The following is a 15,041-nucleotide window of genomic DNA, read 5'->3' on the forward strand; positions in this document are numbered from 1 at the left end:
TGAACAGCACGATGTATAGGGCCAGTTGAGAGCCTGCTATAACGACGCTCATGAGATCTGTGACTCTCGCCCTGGACTGGGCTGCGACGACCAGTGCTGTCGCTGCGGTGGCAGCGGTGCTCGCGACTCTGATCGCAGGCCGATGGGCATACAGCGCCGTCGTAGCAAAGCGTACGGCTACGTTCACCGCCGAAATCACGCCAATGCTCTCTTCTTCCCATAGCGGGCTTTCGGTGACCCTCGGCGCAGACAGGCTGCAGAATCCTCACGTTGCCTCATTGTTCCTGGACAACGTAGGACGCAGGGAGATCGAGGTGGCAGCTTTCAACGGGGAGCCCATTGAATTCGGATTCGATTCGCGGATCGTGTCGATTCTCACTTCGGATACCACGAGAAACAGGATGGTTCCTCCGGCCACGATCCGAGGAAATTCACTGCTCATTGACCCATACGTGATTCACAAGAAGCAGATGATCGTCTACAAGCTGCTTCTCGACGGCGCGGACCCTGCTGTGAGCCTGCGGCATAACCTGAGTGCCTCCCTGAAAGAGTGCAAGCCGCGAGATAGCGAAAGGCGGATTATTTGGCTGAGTCTCGGAGCGGTGTTGGGATCGCTGCTGTTGCTAGGCCTTGCGTTCTTCGTTTTGTGGAAGGCAAGCCAGGCGTTGGAGCTTATGCGCGAAACGCAGCGCAAGACACAACAGATGTATGAAAGCATTGAGAACAAGCAGTCTGGAGAGGGCAAACAATCCTCTGAACCGAAATCGTCGCCGTCTGTGAGTGAGTTTCCAACTTCACGCTGACGCGTGATGGAGGGAAACGGCCTGGACGATCGCGGTGATGCGGTTGGTGCTGCAGCGGAGCTTCCGCAGGAGGTGCCAGCGCTTCAGAGTGGCCATGGCCCGCTCGCCGAGGCAGCGGATCTTGGCGTGCATGCTGTTGTGCCGGCGCTGCCACCGCACAGCCGACGGCCTCTGGAGAGATCAAGCGCCGCAGCGCGGTAAGAGTTTCTCTACTTAATCAAGGCACCCGCCGCGCACGGCGCGGCGCGCACGGCCCGTCGCCCGGGCCTGCGCTCCTGTCTGCGCCCCGCTCCAGCCCGGCCGCACGCCTGACGGATCGGGTTGATGGGTGGCGAACCACGAGGCGGCCGAGGCAGTACGCGGGCGCGGGTCAAGACGATGCCTCCGGCGGGGGCGCTCAGGCTCCGGGATGGAGGGGCTCCGTGGGCGAGTGCCGGCCGAGGGGTGTTGCGGTGAGGGAGACCCCCATCCTGTCTGCCGTCGACCCAGGCAGAGCCGAGCAGACACGGCACCGGGCGTCCAGGTCGTTCGTACAGTGGCGCGCTCCACCTGGACGCCCGGCACCGCGCCTGCTCCACGGTGTGTGGGCCGACGGCAGACGGGATGGGAGTCGGGGCCGTGGCGGGTGCGGCGGAAGGCGAGCCTTCGCCGACACCTCAGGTCGCTTTCGCTGACTCAGTCCAGCGGTTCGAAGTGGGGCCTGGGCGCGATAATTTGCGCCCTCTTCTCATTCAAGTGAAGCCATTCCGGCGCCTGAACAGAAAGCAGCTTGTGATCAACGGCAATCAGATCCTGCTGTGCGGCTTCATTCAACGCATCTTCAACTTCGACGACTTTCGCCGTCGGGTATTTCTCCAATTGCTCCTGAAGGCGCTGCCCCTTGGCCGTCGGCTTGACGTAGTAGGGCGGCTTGGCGTGGCGCCCCAGGGTGCATACGGCAGACGCCACTGACGAGTAGGCGTCATTGAAGAGGCCCATGAAGCCGTCAGGGTCCGGGAGGATCGCTAGCCACAGGCCATTCTGGAATCGCACGCCTGCTTTCAGGTCCTTCGCCTCGGGTACAACCCCGATCCGCAGGCCAGGCCCGGACTCCAACTGTCTCCAATTACTTTTGATCGTTGCGGCCGCGTATCGGAATCCTTCTTGATCAGTGAAGAATAGGTCTGTCTTCCAGATCTTCTTGATTCGTTCTGCCAGCTGCGACTCGGCCCGGGCGCCCTTCGCTGCAACCGTTACCCAGGGGCCAAATCCGAAGGGTCGGCCCTGCTTATCCGGGAGCAAAACAGCACCATCTCCGGCATCCTCTACGACGGCATCCAGGAAGCCGAGGTACTTTGCTCGCTCGTATCCGAAGAGGAGAGACTGCGGCTCATCAATCGCCTTGTACTTCGTGGACATTCTCCCCATCGCCCGAGCAACCATTTCGGATACGCTCGGCTCTTTCCCGACAATGGCTTCATGCACGGCCCATTCAAAGCCGTCACCTCGCATGCCTTTATCTCGTTCGAGTCGAGCAATTTTGCTCAGTTGACGCATCGTGACGTCCGACCTGTCGCAGTTCAGGTCTGTTAGGTCATCTTTACCCAGTTGGTCAAGTTGTGCCCGAATGATGGATCGAGCGACAGCGTAGAGGGCACGGCCATACTCGTCGACCGGCTCAGCCTGGCTCAAAAACGTCACGTCTCCCATGACGACACATTAGTTGTCTGATGAGGCGCGTGCCCGGTGTTCTGCCCTCGGGGCTGCGGCCTATTCATGGACAGTGCGACCCTCCAATGAGTTCAGTGACGGCCCGACCTGCTGAAACGTGTGAGACGCACAGGCCCTCCGGAGCCGTGTGCAGAAGCCCCGGACGTAGGTCCGGGGCTTCGAGGCGCTGGGGGTTCGTACCTGCCAGCTAAAGGCCGCCGCGGGCAGTCGAGGGCCTGCGTCTCCTCCCTCGCGTGCGGCGGAGTCCGACCTAGGGAGACGGTGGCCGCGACTCACGGCCACGCGGAGTGCGTCCCGCAAGGCTTCCGTCAGATCCACCGCCAGGAGGTGGAGTTCCGTCGGCCCTGAGTCCACGTCGGCGATTACCTCCATGGCGTGCTCCAGGAGCTCTTGGCCGACGCCGAGTTGGGCAGCTTCAGTGGCGTCGGCCAGGTGGGACAGGTGGCTGCTGGCGTCGTCAGTGCTCAGGTAGCAGGGCTTTCCATCAGGGCCCGACCAGGGGAGGAGGCGGAGCTCGCTGTGGGCTTTCATCCTTCCGTCGTCCTCTCTTCGATCTTGTGGTGAGTGGTGAAGAGCGCTTCGGCGCGCTCGCCAGGGAGCGTCAGGCAAGCCGCCTCGACCACACGGCCTGTGATGTCGGCAGACACCCGCGTGATCGCGAGCACGGCCAGCGTCGTGCTGAGTCGGAGGGTGGAGGCTTCTTCTGGGGTAGGGAGCCGGGCGGTGACAACTTCTCGGGTCTCCGCCCGTCCGGGACGAGGCCACGGCAGTTCGGCCGGAACCAGGTCGCGCGGGACGTAGATGCGGGCCAGGCTGTGCGGCCTCTCTCCCTGGTGAGTGACGCAGAGGAACTCCGTCAGTGGGGTGCGCGAGGGGACCTTGAGTAGGGGGATGAGGTCTCCGCGCGCCCGGAGGTTGGTGGTGCGGATCGTGGCGTGGAGGTCTGCGTTCGGGGTGAGGTGGCTCACCGCGTACGTGAGTCTGAGGAGGGGGTGGCGGACACAGTTGCCCTTGCCATGGATCTTGTCGATCAGGCCCTCGGCCTGGAGGAGTGCGAGGGCGTTGCGCAGTGTCGGGGTGCTCACCTTGTACTGGGCGGCGAGCCTCGGTTCCGAGGGGAGGCGGGCGCCGGCCTGCAGATGGCCGGCGGTGATCTGGGTCCGTAGGTCATCGGCGATGGTGTCGCGGAGAGACGGCATGGCGGTCACCACCTTCTGAGCACTCGTCCGGCGATCAGGCGCGTACGGGTGTGCATCGTCAGGAGCTCGCCCGATTCGAAGAGAGACGCTTGGCGCCGCCGGGCAGTTGGCGGAGGTCGGCCACTCGGCACGGTTGGCCGCCGATCTGGATGACGTCGCCGCGCTGCACCGTGGTCGTGGTGATCTCGACCGGCAAGGCAAGTGCGCCGCCCGAGGGATAGCCGTTCATGAGGCCGCCTCTGGTGACGTGGTCGCGAAGTGGCAGGGGCAGGCGCATGCTTCGTAGACGACGGGGATGTCGATCGGTGCCGTCGTCGGGGAGGAGTGCGCGCACTCGTGGTGGGTGCCGATCCGGCATGCGCTGGACCGGTAGGGCGTGGTCGCCGCCGAGGGGAAGCGGGTCATCCGTAGCCTCCGCCGGCACGAACCAGGTGGGGGCGAGGAGGCGGGGCGGAATCGGGGCCGAGTTCCGTCGGATGCGTTCTTCGCCGACCAGGACGTACGGGCGGACGAGGGCTGTCTCTTCGCCCGGGAGGAAGTTTGTCCGGCCTCAAAGCTGTCGGAGGAACAGCGTCAGTTCGTCGGGCGGTTAGCGAGCGTCGGGCGAGTCGACGTTAAGGGCTTCCAGTGTCGGGTCCTCTGGGCGTACCGCTCTCTGGTGCGCCTGATGGCGCGACGGATACGGTTGAACATGCTGATCAGCTCCTATCGCTGATGGCCAGGTCCCCGGACATCGCCCGTCGCGGGGACCGTTTTGCTCACGGCGGCCCACAGAGTGCGGCCGCCCAGGCTGGTGGCCAGGAGGCCGAATCGGTCCGCCGCAGCCACGACTTCCAGGACCTCCTGCCATGTCTCGGCGGAGAGGGATTCCGGTAGCTCCGCTTCGATCGACGTATGCCGCGGGTGCCCTTCCACGCATGTGGTGAGCCCGACCGCTGACAACCGGGCAGCCAAGGCCTCAGCGCTTACTTCTGGAGCAGGCACAGGGCTGCCTCCGTCACGGGTGATCACTTTGAGTGAAGCTAGTTAACTAGATTAGGGCTAGTGGACTAGATTTTCCATATGTCTGAGCAGCCGCCTTACCTCCGCATCGCCGACGAACTGCGGCGGCGGATCGCGGAGCACGAGTGGACTCCTGGAGACCGGCTGCCCTCACGGGCCCAGATCGGCCAGGAGTGTGGGGTCGGCGAGAACGTCGTTCGCCGGGCCCAGGAGCTGTTGATCTCCCAGGGCGTGCTGGAGGGGCGGGCCGGGTCCGGGACCTATGTCGCCGAGCCCAGGCAGCGAGTGCGGATGGTGCGGTCTGCGGCGCGCGAGCAGCCGGATGGGTCGCCGTTCCGGGCGGACATGAAGGCCGTGGGCCGGAATGGCGGCTGGGAGAGCCGGACCGATGCGAAGGTGCCCGCGCCGGCGGAGATCGCTGCACGGCTCGGGGTCGATGACGGCGAGCTGTGCGTCCGGACCGTGTACGAGTTCCTCGCCGACGGGCGCCCTGTGCAGTTGGCCACGAGCTGGGAGCCGTACGACCTCACCGGCGGGACCCTCGCCGTCCTTCCTGAGGGCGGGCCCCACGCCGGGGCCGGCGTCGTGAATCGGATGGCCCAGATCGGCGTCACCGTCAGCCACGCCGTCGAGCAGCCCGAGCCGCGGCAGGCCACCCCCGAGGAAGCCTCGCTCCTCGGGATCCAGAAGGCTGCGCTCGTCACCCATATCCGGCGGACCTACTACAGCGTCGAAGGGCGGCCGGTGGAGACGGCGGACATCGTCGTCCCGGCTGCCCTGTGCGAGATCGTTTACGAGATCCCGATCAACCGGTAGAGGACTAACGCATCGGGCCTGCCCTCAACAGCCCATCACGACGGGTCGGCCAGGTCAGGGCCCGGACCAGACCGTTGGTCACGACCCAGTACCCCGGGTGCACCCAACCGTCTCCCTTCGACAGAAGCCCCGGCCCCTCGTCGCGGCCCAGGTGCCGCATCAGGCGTTCGTACGCCGGACCGCCGGCGACCAGCAGCAGGGGTGCGGTGAGAGTCGCACCGACCCAGACACCGCACCGAAGGGCCACCTGGGCATGTCCATCTATGCGCACGCGACGAGTATGGCTCCTACGGCTCGGGTATCGTCCGGCCCGGTCGATCAGCAGAGCAGTTGGTGGGGGTGGCATGCACAACGAGCGGATCGACGAGCCACTGTCGGACGAGGAGCTGAAGCTCTTCATCCAGTATCTGCACCGGTTCGCCAACCATGACGTGGACATCTTCCTGAGCATGGAGGTCGGGTATCCGGAGCACCCCGTCTACGTGGTGTTCGGCAGGGACTATCCCCCTGGGGACGCCTCGGACTATCGGCGGCCGTTCACGGACCGGCGACAGCCGACACCCACACCCGACCTCATCGACGGTGGATGACAGCGGCCCTCACTGCCCCTTATGACCTTCGCGAGCGGCAGCCAACCCCGCAGGCTTAGTAGTCCGATCCAGCTCACCTGACGATGTTCAGCGGCACAGCGCCATGATGATGTCGTCGAAGTCGGGGAACTCCTGTGTGGCCTGCGCGACGATCGTCGCTGCCGACGCACGGCAGGACGGAGCGTGCTGCTCCGCGATGGCCGCTAGGTCCTCGTTGACCCGCGGGGCCCAGTCGGGCTCGGGTTCGTAGAAGGCGGCTGCTTCCCACGGGCCGAAGCCGTCAGCCATGAGCCAAAGGAAGGTGCCCAGGTCGCGGGCGACGACTCCGGTCTCTCCTTCGGAGCCCATGAAGACAACGGGCTGCTCTGCCAGATTCTGGCCGGGACGGATGAGCCAGAAGGCTGCGTACCCGCCGGTGCCGTCCTGGCCGAAGACGCGGAAGTCATCGCCGGTCAGGTCGCTGTTGCGCGTCCATGCACGGAGCCAGTCCGTTGTCTCGTCGGCAGTCAGGAAGGACTCGTAGGGTTCGAAGTCGACGCCGTCCTCGCCTATGCAGTCGAGCCGGACCGCCATGGCAGCGGCGAGCTCAGCGGGAAACTGGCGGTCTTCGTGCGGGATCATGCGAACAGATTAGTGACCGCTCGGGAGGCTCACGGGGCCGCTGGCCTCATTGACTGTGCAGAGGCGTTCGTAGGAGGCTTTTAATAGCAGCCGTGAGCAGCCGCCTGCGACGGACAATGCCTGCATGACGTTGACGATTTGGGTCGATGGCTGGCAGATGCAGTGCTGCGGAGAGAACTTCACGCCAGGCGATGTTGTCTCGTGGACGCTGCTGGAGGTCGATCCGGAGGACTACGCCGACGTCGTCGGTAGTGAGCGCGCGGATGAGATCGACTTCCGCGAGGAGCATCACGGCCAGGACGAAGGACACGTGCCCACTTCGGTGGAGGTGGTGCCAATCGTCGAGGTGCACTGCCGTTACGGGGTACCCCCGGGCGCCACGGACAAGGTGAACTACCCAGTTCCGGGCACGACCGTGCTGGTACCGGTTGAGAAGGCGGACGGGTGGGCGAAGGCCAGGCCGGACGTGAGCTTCGCGGGCTACCTGGTGACCGCCCGGCGTGTCACCGACCTACAGGAAGGTGCGGCTGCCCGCAGTCGATGAGGGAGCTGGTGCACGCGTGCCAGATCGAGCGGTCAACCACGTTCACTGGAGGATCGCTGCGGCGTCCACAGCTTGTGACGGCCATCGCAGCGCGCAGAGGGGTTGAGCTGCAATGACGGTTCAGCCGCGGGCGCCAGGCTTACAAAGCAGATGTCGGCGGTTCGAAACAGTCCGCGCCCACCAGGGGAAAGGCCCCCAGTCGATCTTGACTGGGGGCCTTTGACATCCACATCTGACATCAACGGGGACGATCACCCACGTCCTGGGGCGTCTGAGCACCCGCGGGTGCCGTGCCGCTGTCACCGAGAGTCAGGTGACACCTGCCGCCGGGACAGGGCCAGCCTGCGCCGCGCTCGGTCGACGTCCGTGACGACGACCGTCATCTCGTCGCCGGCCTCGACGACCTCCTGCGGAGCGGCCACGGGTGTCGAGGTGAGCTCTTGAAGATGGACCAGTCCCTCAATGCCATCGGCGACCTGGACGAAGACGCCGAACGGGACCAGTTTGGTGACCCGTCCCTGCAGCGTTTGGCCAACCGCGACGCTGTCGGCGAATGCCTGGAAGGGGTCCGGCTGCGTCGCCCTCAGGGACAGCCTGGCTTCCCCGTTCCATGTGTCGAACTGGAGGAACTCGCACGACACGCGCTGCCCGACCTGAACGACGTCCGAAAGTGCTTCCACGTGCTGCCAGGACAGTTCGGGAACCGTGATGAACCCGACTCCGGGAAAGATCGGATGGTCGGGGCCGTCGTCCAGCGCCACGAAGACGCCAAACCGCTCGATGGCCGCGATCGTGCCGGAAAAGATCTCGCCGGGGCGCCGCGATTTCAGGAACGTCCACAGCTCTGGGCTCTCGGTGGCGGTCATACTCAACCTGGCGTGGCCCTCATCCAGATCAATGGTGATCACCTCGGCGGTGATGCGCTGGCCGACCTTCACGGCCACAGCCTGATTCCAACTCCAGGAGACATCCAAAGGCCAGACTGTCCCCAGCGGACGTGCCGGGAATCCGTCCCGGGTGACCGTCACCCCTTGAGGCCGTGTGACCTTTGCGACTGTCCCGCTGCAGATGTCGCCGATGCGGATGCCTGCCAGGAACTCCCGAGCATCCTGATCCTTTGACGCTGCCCCCATGCCGCCCAGCCTTTCATGGAGCCGTGCGTCGGCGCCCCTGTAGCCGCCTACGCGTGCGGCTCTGTCTGGGGCGACTGCATACCGAGCCAGGTTGTGGCGATCCGTCACTGCAGCTCGGGTGCCCCGACGATACGCGGGGCACCCGAGGGCTGGTTGCCTGCGAGTGAGCGGGTTGTCAGTCAGTGAGGGGCCGCCTTCTGAGCAGCCGGTCCATGTGACTCACGGCTTCGCGTTGCGTGTTCTGGACGGCGTGGGCGTAGATGTTCGTCGTGACAGCGAGCTGGCTGTGCCCGAGGATCTCCATCACGACGCGGGGCGGGACGCCGGCGGCGGTGAGAGCGTCGCCGTGCCGTGGCGGGCGTCGTGGAGCCGGACGACGCGGAGGTCGGCGTTCTTCGCGACGCGGGTGAACGAGCGGTAGAGGTCGCGCGCCTTGGGGTCCGTTCCAGCCCGGACGCCGTTCGCACGCCTGACAGCTCGGGTGGATGGGTGACGAACCACGAAGCGGCCGAGGCAGTCCGCGAGTGCAGTTCAAGACGATGCCTCCGGCGGGGCACAACAGGCACCAGGATGGGCGGGCCGTCCAGGGGAACTCCCCGCAACGGGCCGCGCCGTAGCCCGCGTGGGGATGTCGCCAGGGCCACTGGCCAGAACCTTCTGCCTGCCGGGAATCGGATCGCCAGCAACGGGGTTGGTGGGGGGCATGCGAGCGATTCAGGTGTACGAAGTGGGCGGTCCCGAGGTGCTGCAGGAGGCCGAGGTGGACCAGCCGCGGCCGGGTCCGGGCGAGGCGGTCGTGGAGGTCGCCGCATCCGGGGTCAACTTCCTCGACGTCTACCACCGCGAAGGCCGGTACAGCCTTCCGCTGCCCTTCACCCCGGGAGCTGAGGGCGCCGGCACGGTCGTCGAAGTCGGACCCGGCGTCGCTGACGTCGCAGTCGGGGACCGGGTCGGTTGGGTGGAGATTCCCGGCACGTATGCCGAGCGGGCCGTCGTGGAGTCCTCCCGGCTGGTGCCGCTGCCCGACGACATCGGCTTCGAGACGGCCGCCGCCGTACTCCTCCAAGGCATGACCGCGCACTATCTCGTCAAGGACGCCTACCCGGTTCAGGGGGGCGACACGGTGCTCGTGCATGCGGCGGCCGGCGGCATGGGGCTGCTTCTGACCCAGCTCATCACCCATCTCGGCGGCAGGGTGATCGGCACGACGTCGACCACGGCGAAGGCCGAGTTGGCGAAGCGTGCCGGAGCCGCCGAGGTGATCCTTTCCTCTGCAGTCGACGACCTCGCAGCCGAGGTGAGGCGGCTCAACGGCGGTCAGGGACTGCCGGTCGTCTTCGACGGCGTCGGCGCGCACACCTTCGACGCGAGCCTCGCCAGCCTGCGAACCCGCGGCCATCTCGTGCTCTTCGGCGCGGCAAGTGGTGCCGTGCCCCCGTTCGATCCGATTCGGCTCGCCCACGGCGGTTCGCTGACCCTGATCCGGCCCAGCCTCGGGGACTTCATCGCCGATCGGTCCGAACTGCTCCGACGTGCCGCCGACGTGTTCGAGTGGGTCCGCTCCAAGGCGCTTGAGGTCACCGTAACGGGCCGCTACGCCTTGTCCGAGGCCGCCCGGGCCCACAGCGATCTGGAGGCTCGGCGTACCACCGGCAAGCTGCTCCTCGTACCCGATGCGGCCGCTGTGGGGCGCCGCGAGGAGACGCAGAGCTGATCGCGGGCGAGGAGGTCGGGGATCTTGGAGACGGAGATCCCGAGGCATGGCCGACCGTCATCGCCAAGATCCCCCGACAGCGTCAGGCGCTCAGCAGACCGAGCCGGGCCGGGGGCCACGGCGGATGCGGCCGGGCGGCTGGCGTGGCGTCGGGATTTGTGCGGGTTGTCCGGTCATGATGGCGCGGTGCGACTTGATCACGTGTCCTATGCGGTGGCCCGCGACAGCTTCGTCTCGACCGTCCAGTGGATCGGATCCGCCCTTGGCGCCGGGTTCGTCGACGGGGGCGTGCACCCGCGATTCGGTACCCGCAACTTCGTTCTCCCGCTGAGCGGCGGCACCTACGTCGAGGTGGTCACCACGCTCGACCACCCGGCCGCCGACCGCGCGCCCTTCGGTCGGGCGGTTGCGCGCCGCGCTGCTGAGGGTGGCGGGTGGCTCGGTTGGGTGGTCTGCGTCGACGATCTGACGCCGGTCGAGGCCCGTCTCGGCCGTGCATCGGCCGAGGGCCACCGTGTCCGCCCCGACGGGTTCGACCTGAGGTGGAAGCAGATCGGCCTGCTGGAGCTGATGGAGGACCCGCAACTGCCGTACTTTCTGCAGTGGCTGGTTCCCGCCGAGGAGCGACCGAGCGCTGATCCGCGTACCTCCACTGCCATCCACGGGGTCTCCCTCGCCGGTGACGCCGCCTCCATCGCCGAGTTCCTCGGCGAGCCGGCCGACCACCCCCTCGACCAGATCGACGTCACCTGGGTCGAGGATGAGGAACCGGGCCTGGTCTCGGTCGAGTTCGCCACCGCCCACGGGCCGGTCACGATCTGATCCGGGCTTGATTGCCCCGCGGGGGCGGCCGGCTTCGGCGCCCGTGCAGCCCTCGAAGTCGTTCGACTGGTGTGGTGTTGATGAGGTAGCCCGACTCCCGAGTCGAATTCGCTCGTCGCCGCATGCGCGATCGTCTGCCTTCCCGTCCTCACATCGTTCGACTCATCGACCGCAGCAGCCGATGCCCCCGGCTGCTGCGGTCGGCGTCGCCGCTATCGGGAGCGCGGGAAGACTGTCGCCTCCTGGCAATCCGTCGAGCGGACAACGGCAGGTGGGAGCTTCCGGGAGGGCGGCGGCCTCGAGCTCGCCGAGGCGTCGGGGCGGGTGTACCCGCGAGGTCTTGGAGGGGCCGGCATCCACGTCGGACGGACGAGCTGACGGGTGTCCACAGGATGTCGAGGTCCGCGTCTTTGGCGTCGTGCCCTTGGTGTTCGTGCGTTGCTCTGTGTCGGTTGCTCTCTGCACCTGACATCAATGGGAGCGGACAGCGGGGGCGGACTGGCCGCCTCGGGTTCGGGCGTCGGGCATTTCCGTTGTGGGGGTTGGGGCTACGGGGCAGGTCAGGGGGTGGATGTGGTCGTATGGGGGGATGAGTACCCTGTATGTGTTCGCCAGCGCCGCCCAGCCCGTCTTCGACATCGCCCGTGTCATCGAGGACGCGCAGGCCGACGGATGGGACGTCTGTCTCGGGCTCACCCCCACGGCCGCTCGCTGGCTCGCCGGGTCGCTCGACGGGCTTGCCGCGCTCACCGGGCATCCCGTGCGCTGGGACGGCAGGCTGCCCGGGGAGCCGGAGGTGTGGCCGGCCGCTTCCGCGATCCTGTTCGCGCCCGCCTCCTTCGCCGCGGTCAACCAGTGGGCGCTCGGCACCGCCGACACGTTCGTCGTCGAGGTCGTCGCCGAGGCCATCGGGCTCGGGATCCCCATGGTCGCGATGCCGTGCGTCAGTGCCGCCCACGTCCGGCACCCGCAGTTCGAGCGGTCCGTCGAGACGCTCCGTGGTGCCGGGGTCTCGGTGGTCGTGCCCCAGGAGCCGGACCTGGGGTTCCCCTGGCCGCTCGCCCTCTCCGCCGTGCGTGAGCGGATCGTCGTCGGCTGAGAGGTGTGGGGGCAGTCGGTGCTTTTGTGCCATGGCCGGGGCGGGTCACGCTCGCGCGACCGTCCGGGCGGTCGCGTCTCTGAGCCGGGCGCAGTGAGTTGACGGGGGCTCGTCCCTCGCTGTGTACTCCCCGCATGGCTGAGCTGGGGGACGCGCCCGAACCCGGGCTGCAGGGTGGCGAGATGACGCCGCAGCGGTACATCGAGACCAGGCTCGCGCAGTACCAGGGGTGGTACGACGCCAAGGCGACCCGGATGAAGGCGATGCATCTGCGGATGCGGACCGTGTCCGTCGTCGGCGGGGCGCTCGTGCCGGTCTTCGTCAACCTCGACCTGGACTTCGCGCGGATCACCGCCACCGTGCTGAGCGTGGTCGTCGTCGCCGCCGTGTCGCTGGAGAGCGTCTACCGGTACCGGGAGCAGTGGAAGAACTACCGCTCCACCGAGCAGCTGCTCGGGCACGAGCGCGTCTACTTCGAGACCAAGGTCGGGCCGTACCACACGCTCGGCGGGCGCGAGGCCTTCGCCGTCCTCGTCTCCCGTGTCGAGAAGGCCATCGCCAACGAGAACTCCGCGACCCTGAACGTCATGACGCTGGGCGGGCAGGTCAACTCCGACGTGCAGCAGCACGGGGGCGGCGTGCCCGGCGCCCGGCAGGAGTCGGAGGCCTCCTGAGCGTGCCCGGGGGCCCCGGGTCGCGGGGCCCCCGGTCCGTCACGCCCGGTGCGGGGTCAGCACCACTTGTAGTCGACCCGCGTCGAGTTGTACGAGCAGGTGTCGACGGTCGTGCCGTTCGACTTGCGCAGCTTCGCCGTGTCCCGGTCGTTGTTCCAGACGTACGCCCCACGGTTCTGGTACACGTTCGCCGAGGTGTTCGTGCCGCGGCCCGTGCGGACCGTCACGATCTTGCCCTTGCCGAGCGTGTAGTTGCCGAAGGTGTACTTGTGGTTGGACGCGTCCGTCAGCGTCCAGCCCCGCAGGCTGACCGCAGCGCCGGTCGTGTTGCGTATCTGGACGTACTCGCCGTTCAGGCTGCTGTTGGACCGGTTGTCCGAGCCCGGGCTGTCGTAGTAGATCTTGTACAGGTGGACCGAGCCGGCGGCCTGCGCCTGCGAAGGCAGCAGCAGGATGCCGGAGGCGGCGGCCGCGGTCACGGCCACGAGCGTGCGTACGCGAAGCATGAATGTCCCTCAGTTCTCTGCCGGACGACCGCTGATGGACCCCGGCGAGCACACAGGATACGCACGCCCTTCACTCCGTCCGCACAACTTCCGGCCACTCTCCGGCAGCCGTCCTAGACTCGGCCCATGGGCGACGACGCACTGCGGATCACCGTCCTCGGATCCGCCACCCCCTTCCCCCGGCCCGGCAACGCATGCTCCGGCTACCTCGTCGAGGGCGGCGGCGTCCGCCTCTGGGTGGACGCCGGGACCGGCACCCTCGCCGAGCTCCAGCGGTACGTGGCGCTCGGCGAGGTCGACGCCGTGTGGATCTCGCACCTGCACGCCGACCACAGCGCCGACCTGCTCACCGCCTCCTACGGACTGCTGTACGCCGGGCTCGACCTCCCGCTGCCCCTGCCCCTCCTCGGCCCACCCGGCATCGCCGACCGGCTCGCCGCCTTCCTCACCAACGGGCCCGACCGCAGCCCCGTCGAGAGCGCCTTCCGCGTGGAGGAGCTGTACGACGGACACCTCGCCCGCGTCGGCGGGCTCACCCTGCGGTCCCGCGCCGTCGACCACGGCGGGCTGCCCGCCTTCGCCCTGCGCGTGGAGGACGAGGGAGGGGCCTCCCTCGTCTACTCCGGGGACTGCGAGCCGTGCGACGCGCTCGTCGAACTCGCCCAGGACTGCGAGCTGTTCGTGTGCGAGGCCGACGGCTGCGTGCCCGGGCGCCACTCGGCCGCGCAGGCCGGGCGGAGCGCCTCCGACGCCCGTGCCGGCCGTCTCGTCGTGACCCACGTCGGGCCGGGGACCACCCCCGCCGAGGCCGTCGCCCTGGCCGCCGCCGCGTTCCCCGGCGACGTCGCCCACGCCGATCCCGGGCGGCGGTTCGTCGTCGGTCGCGACCCCCTCCTCACGCGTCGAAGTCGTACTCCAGGACGTACGACGACGAGTCCAGCGTCATCTCGTTGAGCTCCACCGCCACCCCCGGCCCCGTGAACGCCGTGCGTCCGATCAGGACCACCGGCGTCCCGAAATCCAGGGAGAGCCGCTCCGACTCGTCCGCCGTCGGCATCCGGCAGCGGATCTCCTCCCGGAAGCGCACCGGCCGGTGTCCCAGCTCCGTGAGCCGCGCGTAGGTGCCGCCCGGGCCCGTGTCCGGCTCGGTGATCGGCGTACCGCGCACCAGCTCGGCCGAGAGGTACGAAACCGAGAGCAGCACCGGCTTCGCGTCGAGGACGAACCGGCGGCTGCGGACGCAGACCGGCGCGCCCGGCGCCAGGTTCAGCGCGCCCGCGACCCGCTCGCCGGCCTCCGACTCGCCCACCTCGATCTGGTCGACGACCAGCTCCCGGTCCTCCACGTCCGCCGACCAGACCGAGCGGCCGCTGCCCCACTGGTCCCCGGCGAGGCGCGGGATGCCCCGACGGCGCAGCGGACGGAAGACCCGGACGAAGACCCCGGCCCCCTTGCGCGCTTCCGTGAGCCCTTCCGTACGCAGCACCGAGAGGGCCTGGCGAGCGGTCATGCGGGCCACGTCGTACGTCGACATGAGGTCGTTCTCGCCGGGGAGCCGATCGCCCGGCGAGAAGGCGCCCGACCGGATCGCGGTTCTCAACTCGTCTGCGATGCGCTGGTACTTGGGCCGACGAGCGCTGTCCTGGTCAGTCACGGGTGGACCACTCCCTTCGTCTGCGGGACACCCTACGGCGCACCCCTCGGCCCGGGGGCGCACCCGTACGCCGTCCCGCCCGGTCGATCCATCCATCGGGGGACATCTCTAGAGATACGTTGACAGGGCGGGGCCGCCGCGCTTCCCTGAGTGT

At 67.7% G+C, this 15,041-nt stretch carries 18 protein-coding genes and 4 pseudogenes; 10 read left to right on the top strand and 12 right to left on the bottom strand.

Translation table 11 applies throughout. From position 1 onward, the window contains the following. The first annotated feature begins 50 nt into the window (after nucleotides 1-50). The gene (locus ACFV2S_RS33475; RefSeq protein ID WP_385568115.1) at nucleotides 51-803 is read left to right on the top strand and encodes a hypothetical protein; all 753 of its coding nucleotides are present in this window, start codon (nucleotides 51-53) and stop codon (nucleotides 801-803) included. On the opposite strand, the pseudogene ACFV2S_RS33480 reads toward ACFV2S_RS33475, so the two are convergent. The 7 genes and pseudogenes from ACFV2S_RS33480 to ACFV2S_RS33510 all read right to left on the bottom strand — a co-directional run. Next, nucleotides 795-950, bottom strand: a pseudogene (locus tag ACFV2S_RS33480) (IS5/IS1182 family transposase); the annotation flags it as partial. The gene ACFV2S_RS33475 and the pseudogene ACFV2S_RS33480 overlap by 9 nt on opposite strands. Nucleotides 951-1,478: 528 nt before the next feature. Continuing rightward, nucleotides 1,479-2,492 (bottom strand): hypothetical protein, encoded by a 1,014-nt coding sequence (locus tag ACFV2S_RS33485; RefSeq protein ID WP_385568119.1) that lies wholly within the window; start codon nucleotides 2,490-2,492, stop codon nucleotides 1,479-1,481. Nucleotides 2,493-2,768: 276 nt separating this feature from the next. Further along, a pseudogene (locus tag ACFV2S_RS33490) lies at nucleotides 2,769-3,044 on the bottom strand (hypothetical protein); the annotation flags it as partial. Next, on the bottom strand, nucleotides 3,041-3,712 hold the full coding sequence (locus ACFV2S_RS33495; protein ID WP_385568122.1) for a GntR family transcriptional regulator: 672 nt from the start codon (nucleotides 3,710-3,712) through the stop codon (nucleotides 3,041-3,043). The gene ACFV2S_RS33495 and the pseudogene ACFV2S_RS33490, both read right to left, overlap by 4 nt. Before the next feature lie 58 nt (nucleotides 3,713-3,770). Next, a complete protein-coding gene (locus ACFV2S_RS33500) occupies nucleotides 3,771-3,941 on the bottom strand; it encodes a hypothetical protein (RefSeq protein ID WP_385568127.1) in 171 nt (56 codons plus the stop codon). After that, nucleotides 3,938-4,117, bottom strand: a complete 180-nt coding sequence (locus tag ACFV2S_RS33505) for a hypothetical protein (protein WP_385568131.1) — start codon at nucleotides 4,115-4,117, stop codon at nucleotides 3,938-3,940. The genes ACFV2S_RS33500 and ACFV2S_RS33505 overlap by 4 nt, the downstream gene beginning before the upstream one ends. 300 nt (nucleotides 4,118-4,417) lie before the next feature. Further along, a complete protein-coding gene (locus tag ACFV2S_RS33510) occupies nucleotides 4,418-4,696 on the bottom strand; it encodes a hypothetical protein (RefSeq protein ID WP_385568231.1) in 279 nt (92 codons plus the stop codon). A 78-nt stretch (nucleotides 4,697-4,774) separates the two neighbouring features. Here ACFV2S_RS33510 and ACFV2S_RS33515 point away from each other — a divergent pair, with 78 nt between their 5' ends. Further along, nucleotides 4,775-5,530 (top strand): GntR family transcriptional regulator, encoded by a 756-nt coding sequence (locus ACFV2S_RS33515; RefSeq protein ID WP_385568134.1) that lies wholly within the window; start codon nucleotides 4,775-4,777, stop codon nucleotides 5,528-5,530. A gap of 344 nt (nucleotides 5,531-5,874) precedes the next feature. Beyond that, the gene (locus ACFV2S_RS33520; protein ID WP_385568138.1) at nucleotides 5,875-6,120 is read left to right on the top strand and encodes a hypothetical protein; all 246 of its coding nucleotides are present in this window, start codon (nucleotides 5,875-5,877) and stop codon (nucleotides 6,118-6,120) included. Between the two features lie 87 nt (nucleotides 6,121-6,207). Here ACFV2S_RS33520 and ACFV2S_RS33525 read toward each other — a convergent pair whose 3' ends face one another. After that, nucleotides 6,208-6,741: an SMI1/KNR4 family protein gene (locus ACFV2S_RS33525; protein ID WP_385568143.1), complete on the bottom strand. Its 534-nt coding sequence runs from the start codon at nucleotides 6,739-6,741 to the stop codon at nucleotides 6,208-6,210. A gap of 124 nt (nucleotides 6,742-6,865) precedes the next feature. Here ACFV2S_RS33525 and ACFV2S_RS33530 point away from each other — a divergent pair, with 124 nt between their 5' ends. Continuing rightward, complete coding sequence (locus ACFV2S_RS33530; protein WP_385568147.1) at nucleotides 6,866-7,285, top strand: DUF6578 domain-containing protein; 420 nt, start codon at nucleotides 6,866-6,868, stop codon at nucleotides 7,283-7,285. Nucleotides 7,286-7,584: 299 nt separating this feature from the next. Here the strand turns inward: ACFV2S_RS33530 and ACFV2S_RS33535 are convergent, their stop codons facing one another. Together ACFV2S_RS33535 and ACFV2S_RS33540 are read right to left on the bottom strand one after the other, a co-directional pair. Next, entirely contained in the window at nucleotides 7,585-8,223 is a 639-nt protein-coding gene (locus tag ACFV2S_RS33535) for a S1 RNA-binding domain-containing protein (protein WP_385568150.1), read from the bottom strand. Between the two features lie 370 nt (nucleotides 8,224-8,593). Beyond that, a pseudogene (locus ACFV2S_RS33540) lies at nucleotides 8,594-8,847 on the bottom strand (tyrosine-type recombinase/integrase); the annotation flags it as partial. 274 nt (nucleotides 8,848-9,121) lie between these two features. On the opposite strand from ACFV2S_RS33540, the gene ACFV2S_RS33545 reads away from it, so the two are divergent. The 5 genes and pseudogenes from ACFV2S_RS33545 to ACFV2S_RS33565 all read left to right on the top strand — a co-directional run bounded on the left by ACFV2S_RS33545 (nucleotide 9,122) and on the right by ACFV2S_RS33565 (nucleotide 12,727). Next, nucleotides 9,122-10,132, top strand: coding sequence for a quinone oxidoreductase family protein (locus tag ACFV2S_RS33545; protein WP_385568153.1), 1,011 nt, complete (start codon nucleotides 9,122-9,124; stop codon nucleotides 10,130-10,132). 186 nt (nucleotides 10,133-10,318) lie between these two features. Further along, nucleotides 10,319-10,954, top strand: a complete 636-nt coding sequence (locus ACFV2S_RS33550; RefSeq protein ID WP_385568157.1) for a VOC family protein — start codon at nucleotides 10,319-10,321, stop codon at nucleotides 10,952-10,954. A gap of 194 nt (nucleotides 10,955-11,148) precedes the next feature. After that, nucleotides 11,149-11,248 (top strand): annotated as a pseudogene (locus ACFV2S_RS33555) (NUDIX hydrolase); the annotation flags it as partial. Nucleotides 11,249-11,543: 295 nt separating this feature from the next. Further along, the gene (locus ACFV2S_RS33560; protein ID WP_385568160.1) at nucleotides 11,544-12,053 is read left to right on the top strand and encodes a flavoprotein; all 510 of its coding nucleotides are present in this window, start codon (nucleotides 11,544-11,546) and stop codon (nucleotides 12,051-12,053) included. 134 nt (nucleotides 12,054-12,187) lie between these two features. Then, nucleotides 12,188-12,727 (top strand): DUF4231 domain-containing protein, encoded by a 540-nt coding sequence (locus ACFV2S_RS33565; protein WP_383797491.1) that lies wholly within the window; start codon nucleotides 12,188-12,190, stop codon nucleotides 12,725-12,727. 56 nt (nucleotides 12,728-12,783) lie between these two features. Here the strand turns inward: ACFV2S_RS33565 and ACFV2S_RS33570 are convergent, their stop codons facing one another. Then, nucleotides 12,784-13,233: a lamin tail domain-containing protein gene (locus ACFV2S_RS33570; RefSeq protein WP_385568165.1), complete on the bottom strand. Its 450-nt coding sequence runs from the start codon at nucleotides 13,231-13,233 to the stop codon at nucleotides 12,784-12,786. Nucleotides 13,234-13,359: 126 nt separating this feature from the next. Here ACFV2S_RS33570 and ACFV2S_RS33575 point away from each other — a divergent pair, with 126 nt between their 5' ends. After that, on the top strand, nucleotides 13,360-14,187 hold the full coding sequence (locus ACFV2S_RS33575) for an MBL fold metallo-hydrolase (protein ID WP_385568169.1): 828 nt from the start codon (nucleotides 13,360-13,362) through the stop codon (nucleotides 14,185-14,187). Here the strand turns inward: ACFV2S_RS33575 and ACFV2S_RS33580 are convergent. Further along, the gene (locus ACFV2S_RS33580) at nucleotides 14,129-14,887 is read right to left on the bottom strand and encodes a GntR family transcriptional regulator (protein ID WP_385568172.1); all 759 of its coding nucleotides are present in this window, start codon (nucleotides 14,885-14,887) and stop codon (nucleotides 14,129-14,131) included. The genes ACFV2S_RS33575 and ACFV2S_RS33580 overlap by 59 nt on opposite strands. Between the last annotated feature and the right edge of the window lie 154 nt (nucleotides 14,888-15,041).

The sequence above is a fragment of the Streptomyces sp. NPDC059695 genome, assembly GCF_042733785.1.
Classification (GTDB): domain Bacteria; phylum Actinomycetota; class Actinomycetes; order Streptomycetales; family Streptomycetaceae; genus Streptomyces.

Bases quoted from the DNA above. Each gene is read 5' to 3' on its own strand.
- ACFV2S_RS33500 (WP_385568127.1), bottom strand. From the start codon at position 3,941: ATGAACGGCTATCCCTCGGGCGGCGCACTTGCCTTGCCGGTCGAGATC.
- ACFV2S_RS33520 (WP_385568138.1), top strand. From the start codon at position 5,875: ATGCACAACGAGCGGATCGACGAGCCACTGTCGGACGAGGAGCTGAAG.
- ACFV2S_RS33515 (WP_385568134.1), top strand. From the start codon at position 4,775: ATGTCTGAGCAGCCGCCTTACCTCCGCATCGCCGACGAACTGCGGCGG.
- ACFV2S_RS33485 (WP_385568119.1), bottom strand. From the start codon at position 2,492: ATGGGAGACGTGACGTTTTTGAGCCAGGCTGAGCCGGTCGACGAGTAT.
- ACFV2S_RS33570 (WP_385568165.1), bottom strand. From the start codon at position 13,233: ATGCTTCGCGTACGCACGCTCGTGGCCGTGACCGCGGCCGCCGCCTCC.
- ACFV2S_RS33575 (WP_385568169.1), top strand. From the start codon at position 13,360: ATGGGCGACGACGCACTGCGGATCACCGTCCTCGGATCCGCCACCCCC.
- ACFV2S_RS33495 (WP_385568122.1), bottom strand. From the start codon at position 3,712: ATGCCGTCTCTCCGCGACACCATCGCCGATGACCTACGGACCCAGATC.
- ACFV2S_RS33560 (WP_385568160.1), top strand. From the start codon at position 11,544: ATGAGTACCCTGTATGTGTTCGCCAGCGCCGCCCAGCCCGTCTTCGAC.
- ACFV2S_RS33565 (WP_383797491.1), top strand. From the start codon at position 12,188: ATGGCTGAGCTGGGGGACGCGCCCGAACCCGGGCTGCAGGGTGGCGAG.
- ACFV2S_RS33475 (WP_385568115.1), top strand. From the start codon at position 51: ATGAGATCTGTGACTCTCGCCCTGGACTGGGCTGCGACGACCAGTGCT.
- ACFV2S_RS33530 (WP_385568147.1), top strand. From the start codon at position 6,866: ATGACGTTGACGATTTGGGTCGATGGCTGGCAGATGCAGTGCTGCGGA.
- ACFV2S_RS33505 (WP_385568131.1), bottom strand. From the start codon at position 4,117: ATGACCCGCTTCCCCTCGGCGGCGACCACGCCCTACCGGTCCAGCGCA.
- ACFV2S_RS33545 (WP_385568153.1), top strand. From the start codon at position 9,122: ATGCGAGCGATTCAGGTGTACGAAGTGGGCGGTCCCGAGGTGCTGCAG.
- ACFV2S_RS33525 (WP_385568143.1), bottom strand. From the start codon at position 6,741: ATGATCCCGCACGAAGACCGCCAGTTTCCCGCTGAGCTCGCCGCTGCC.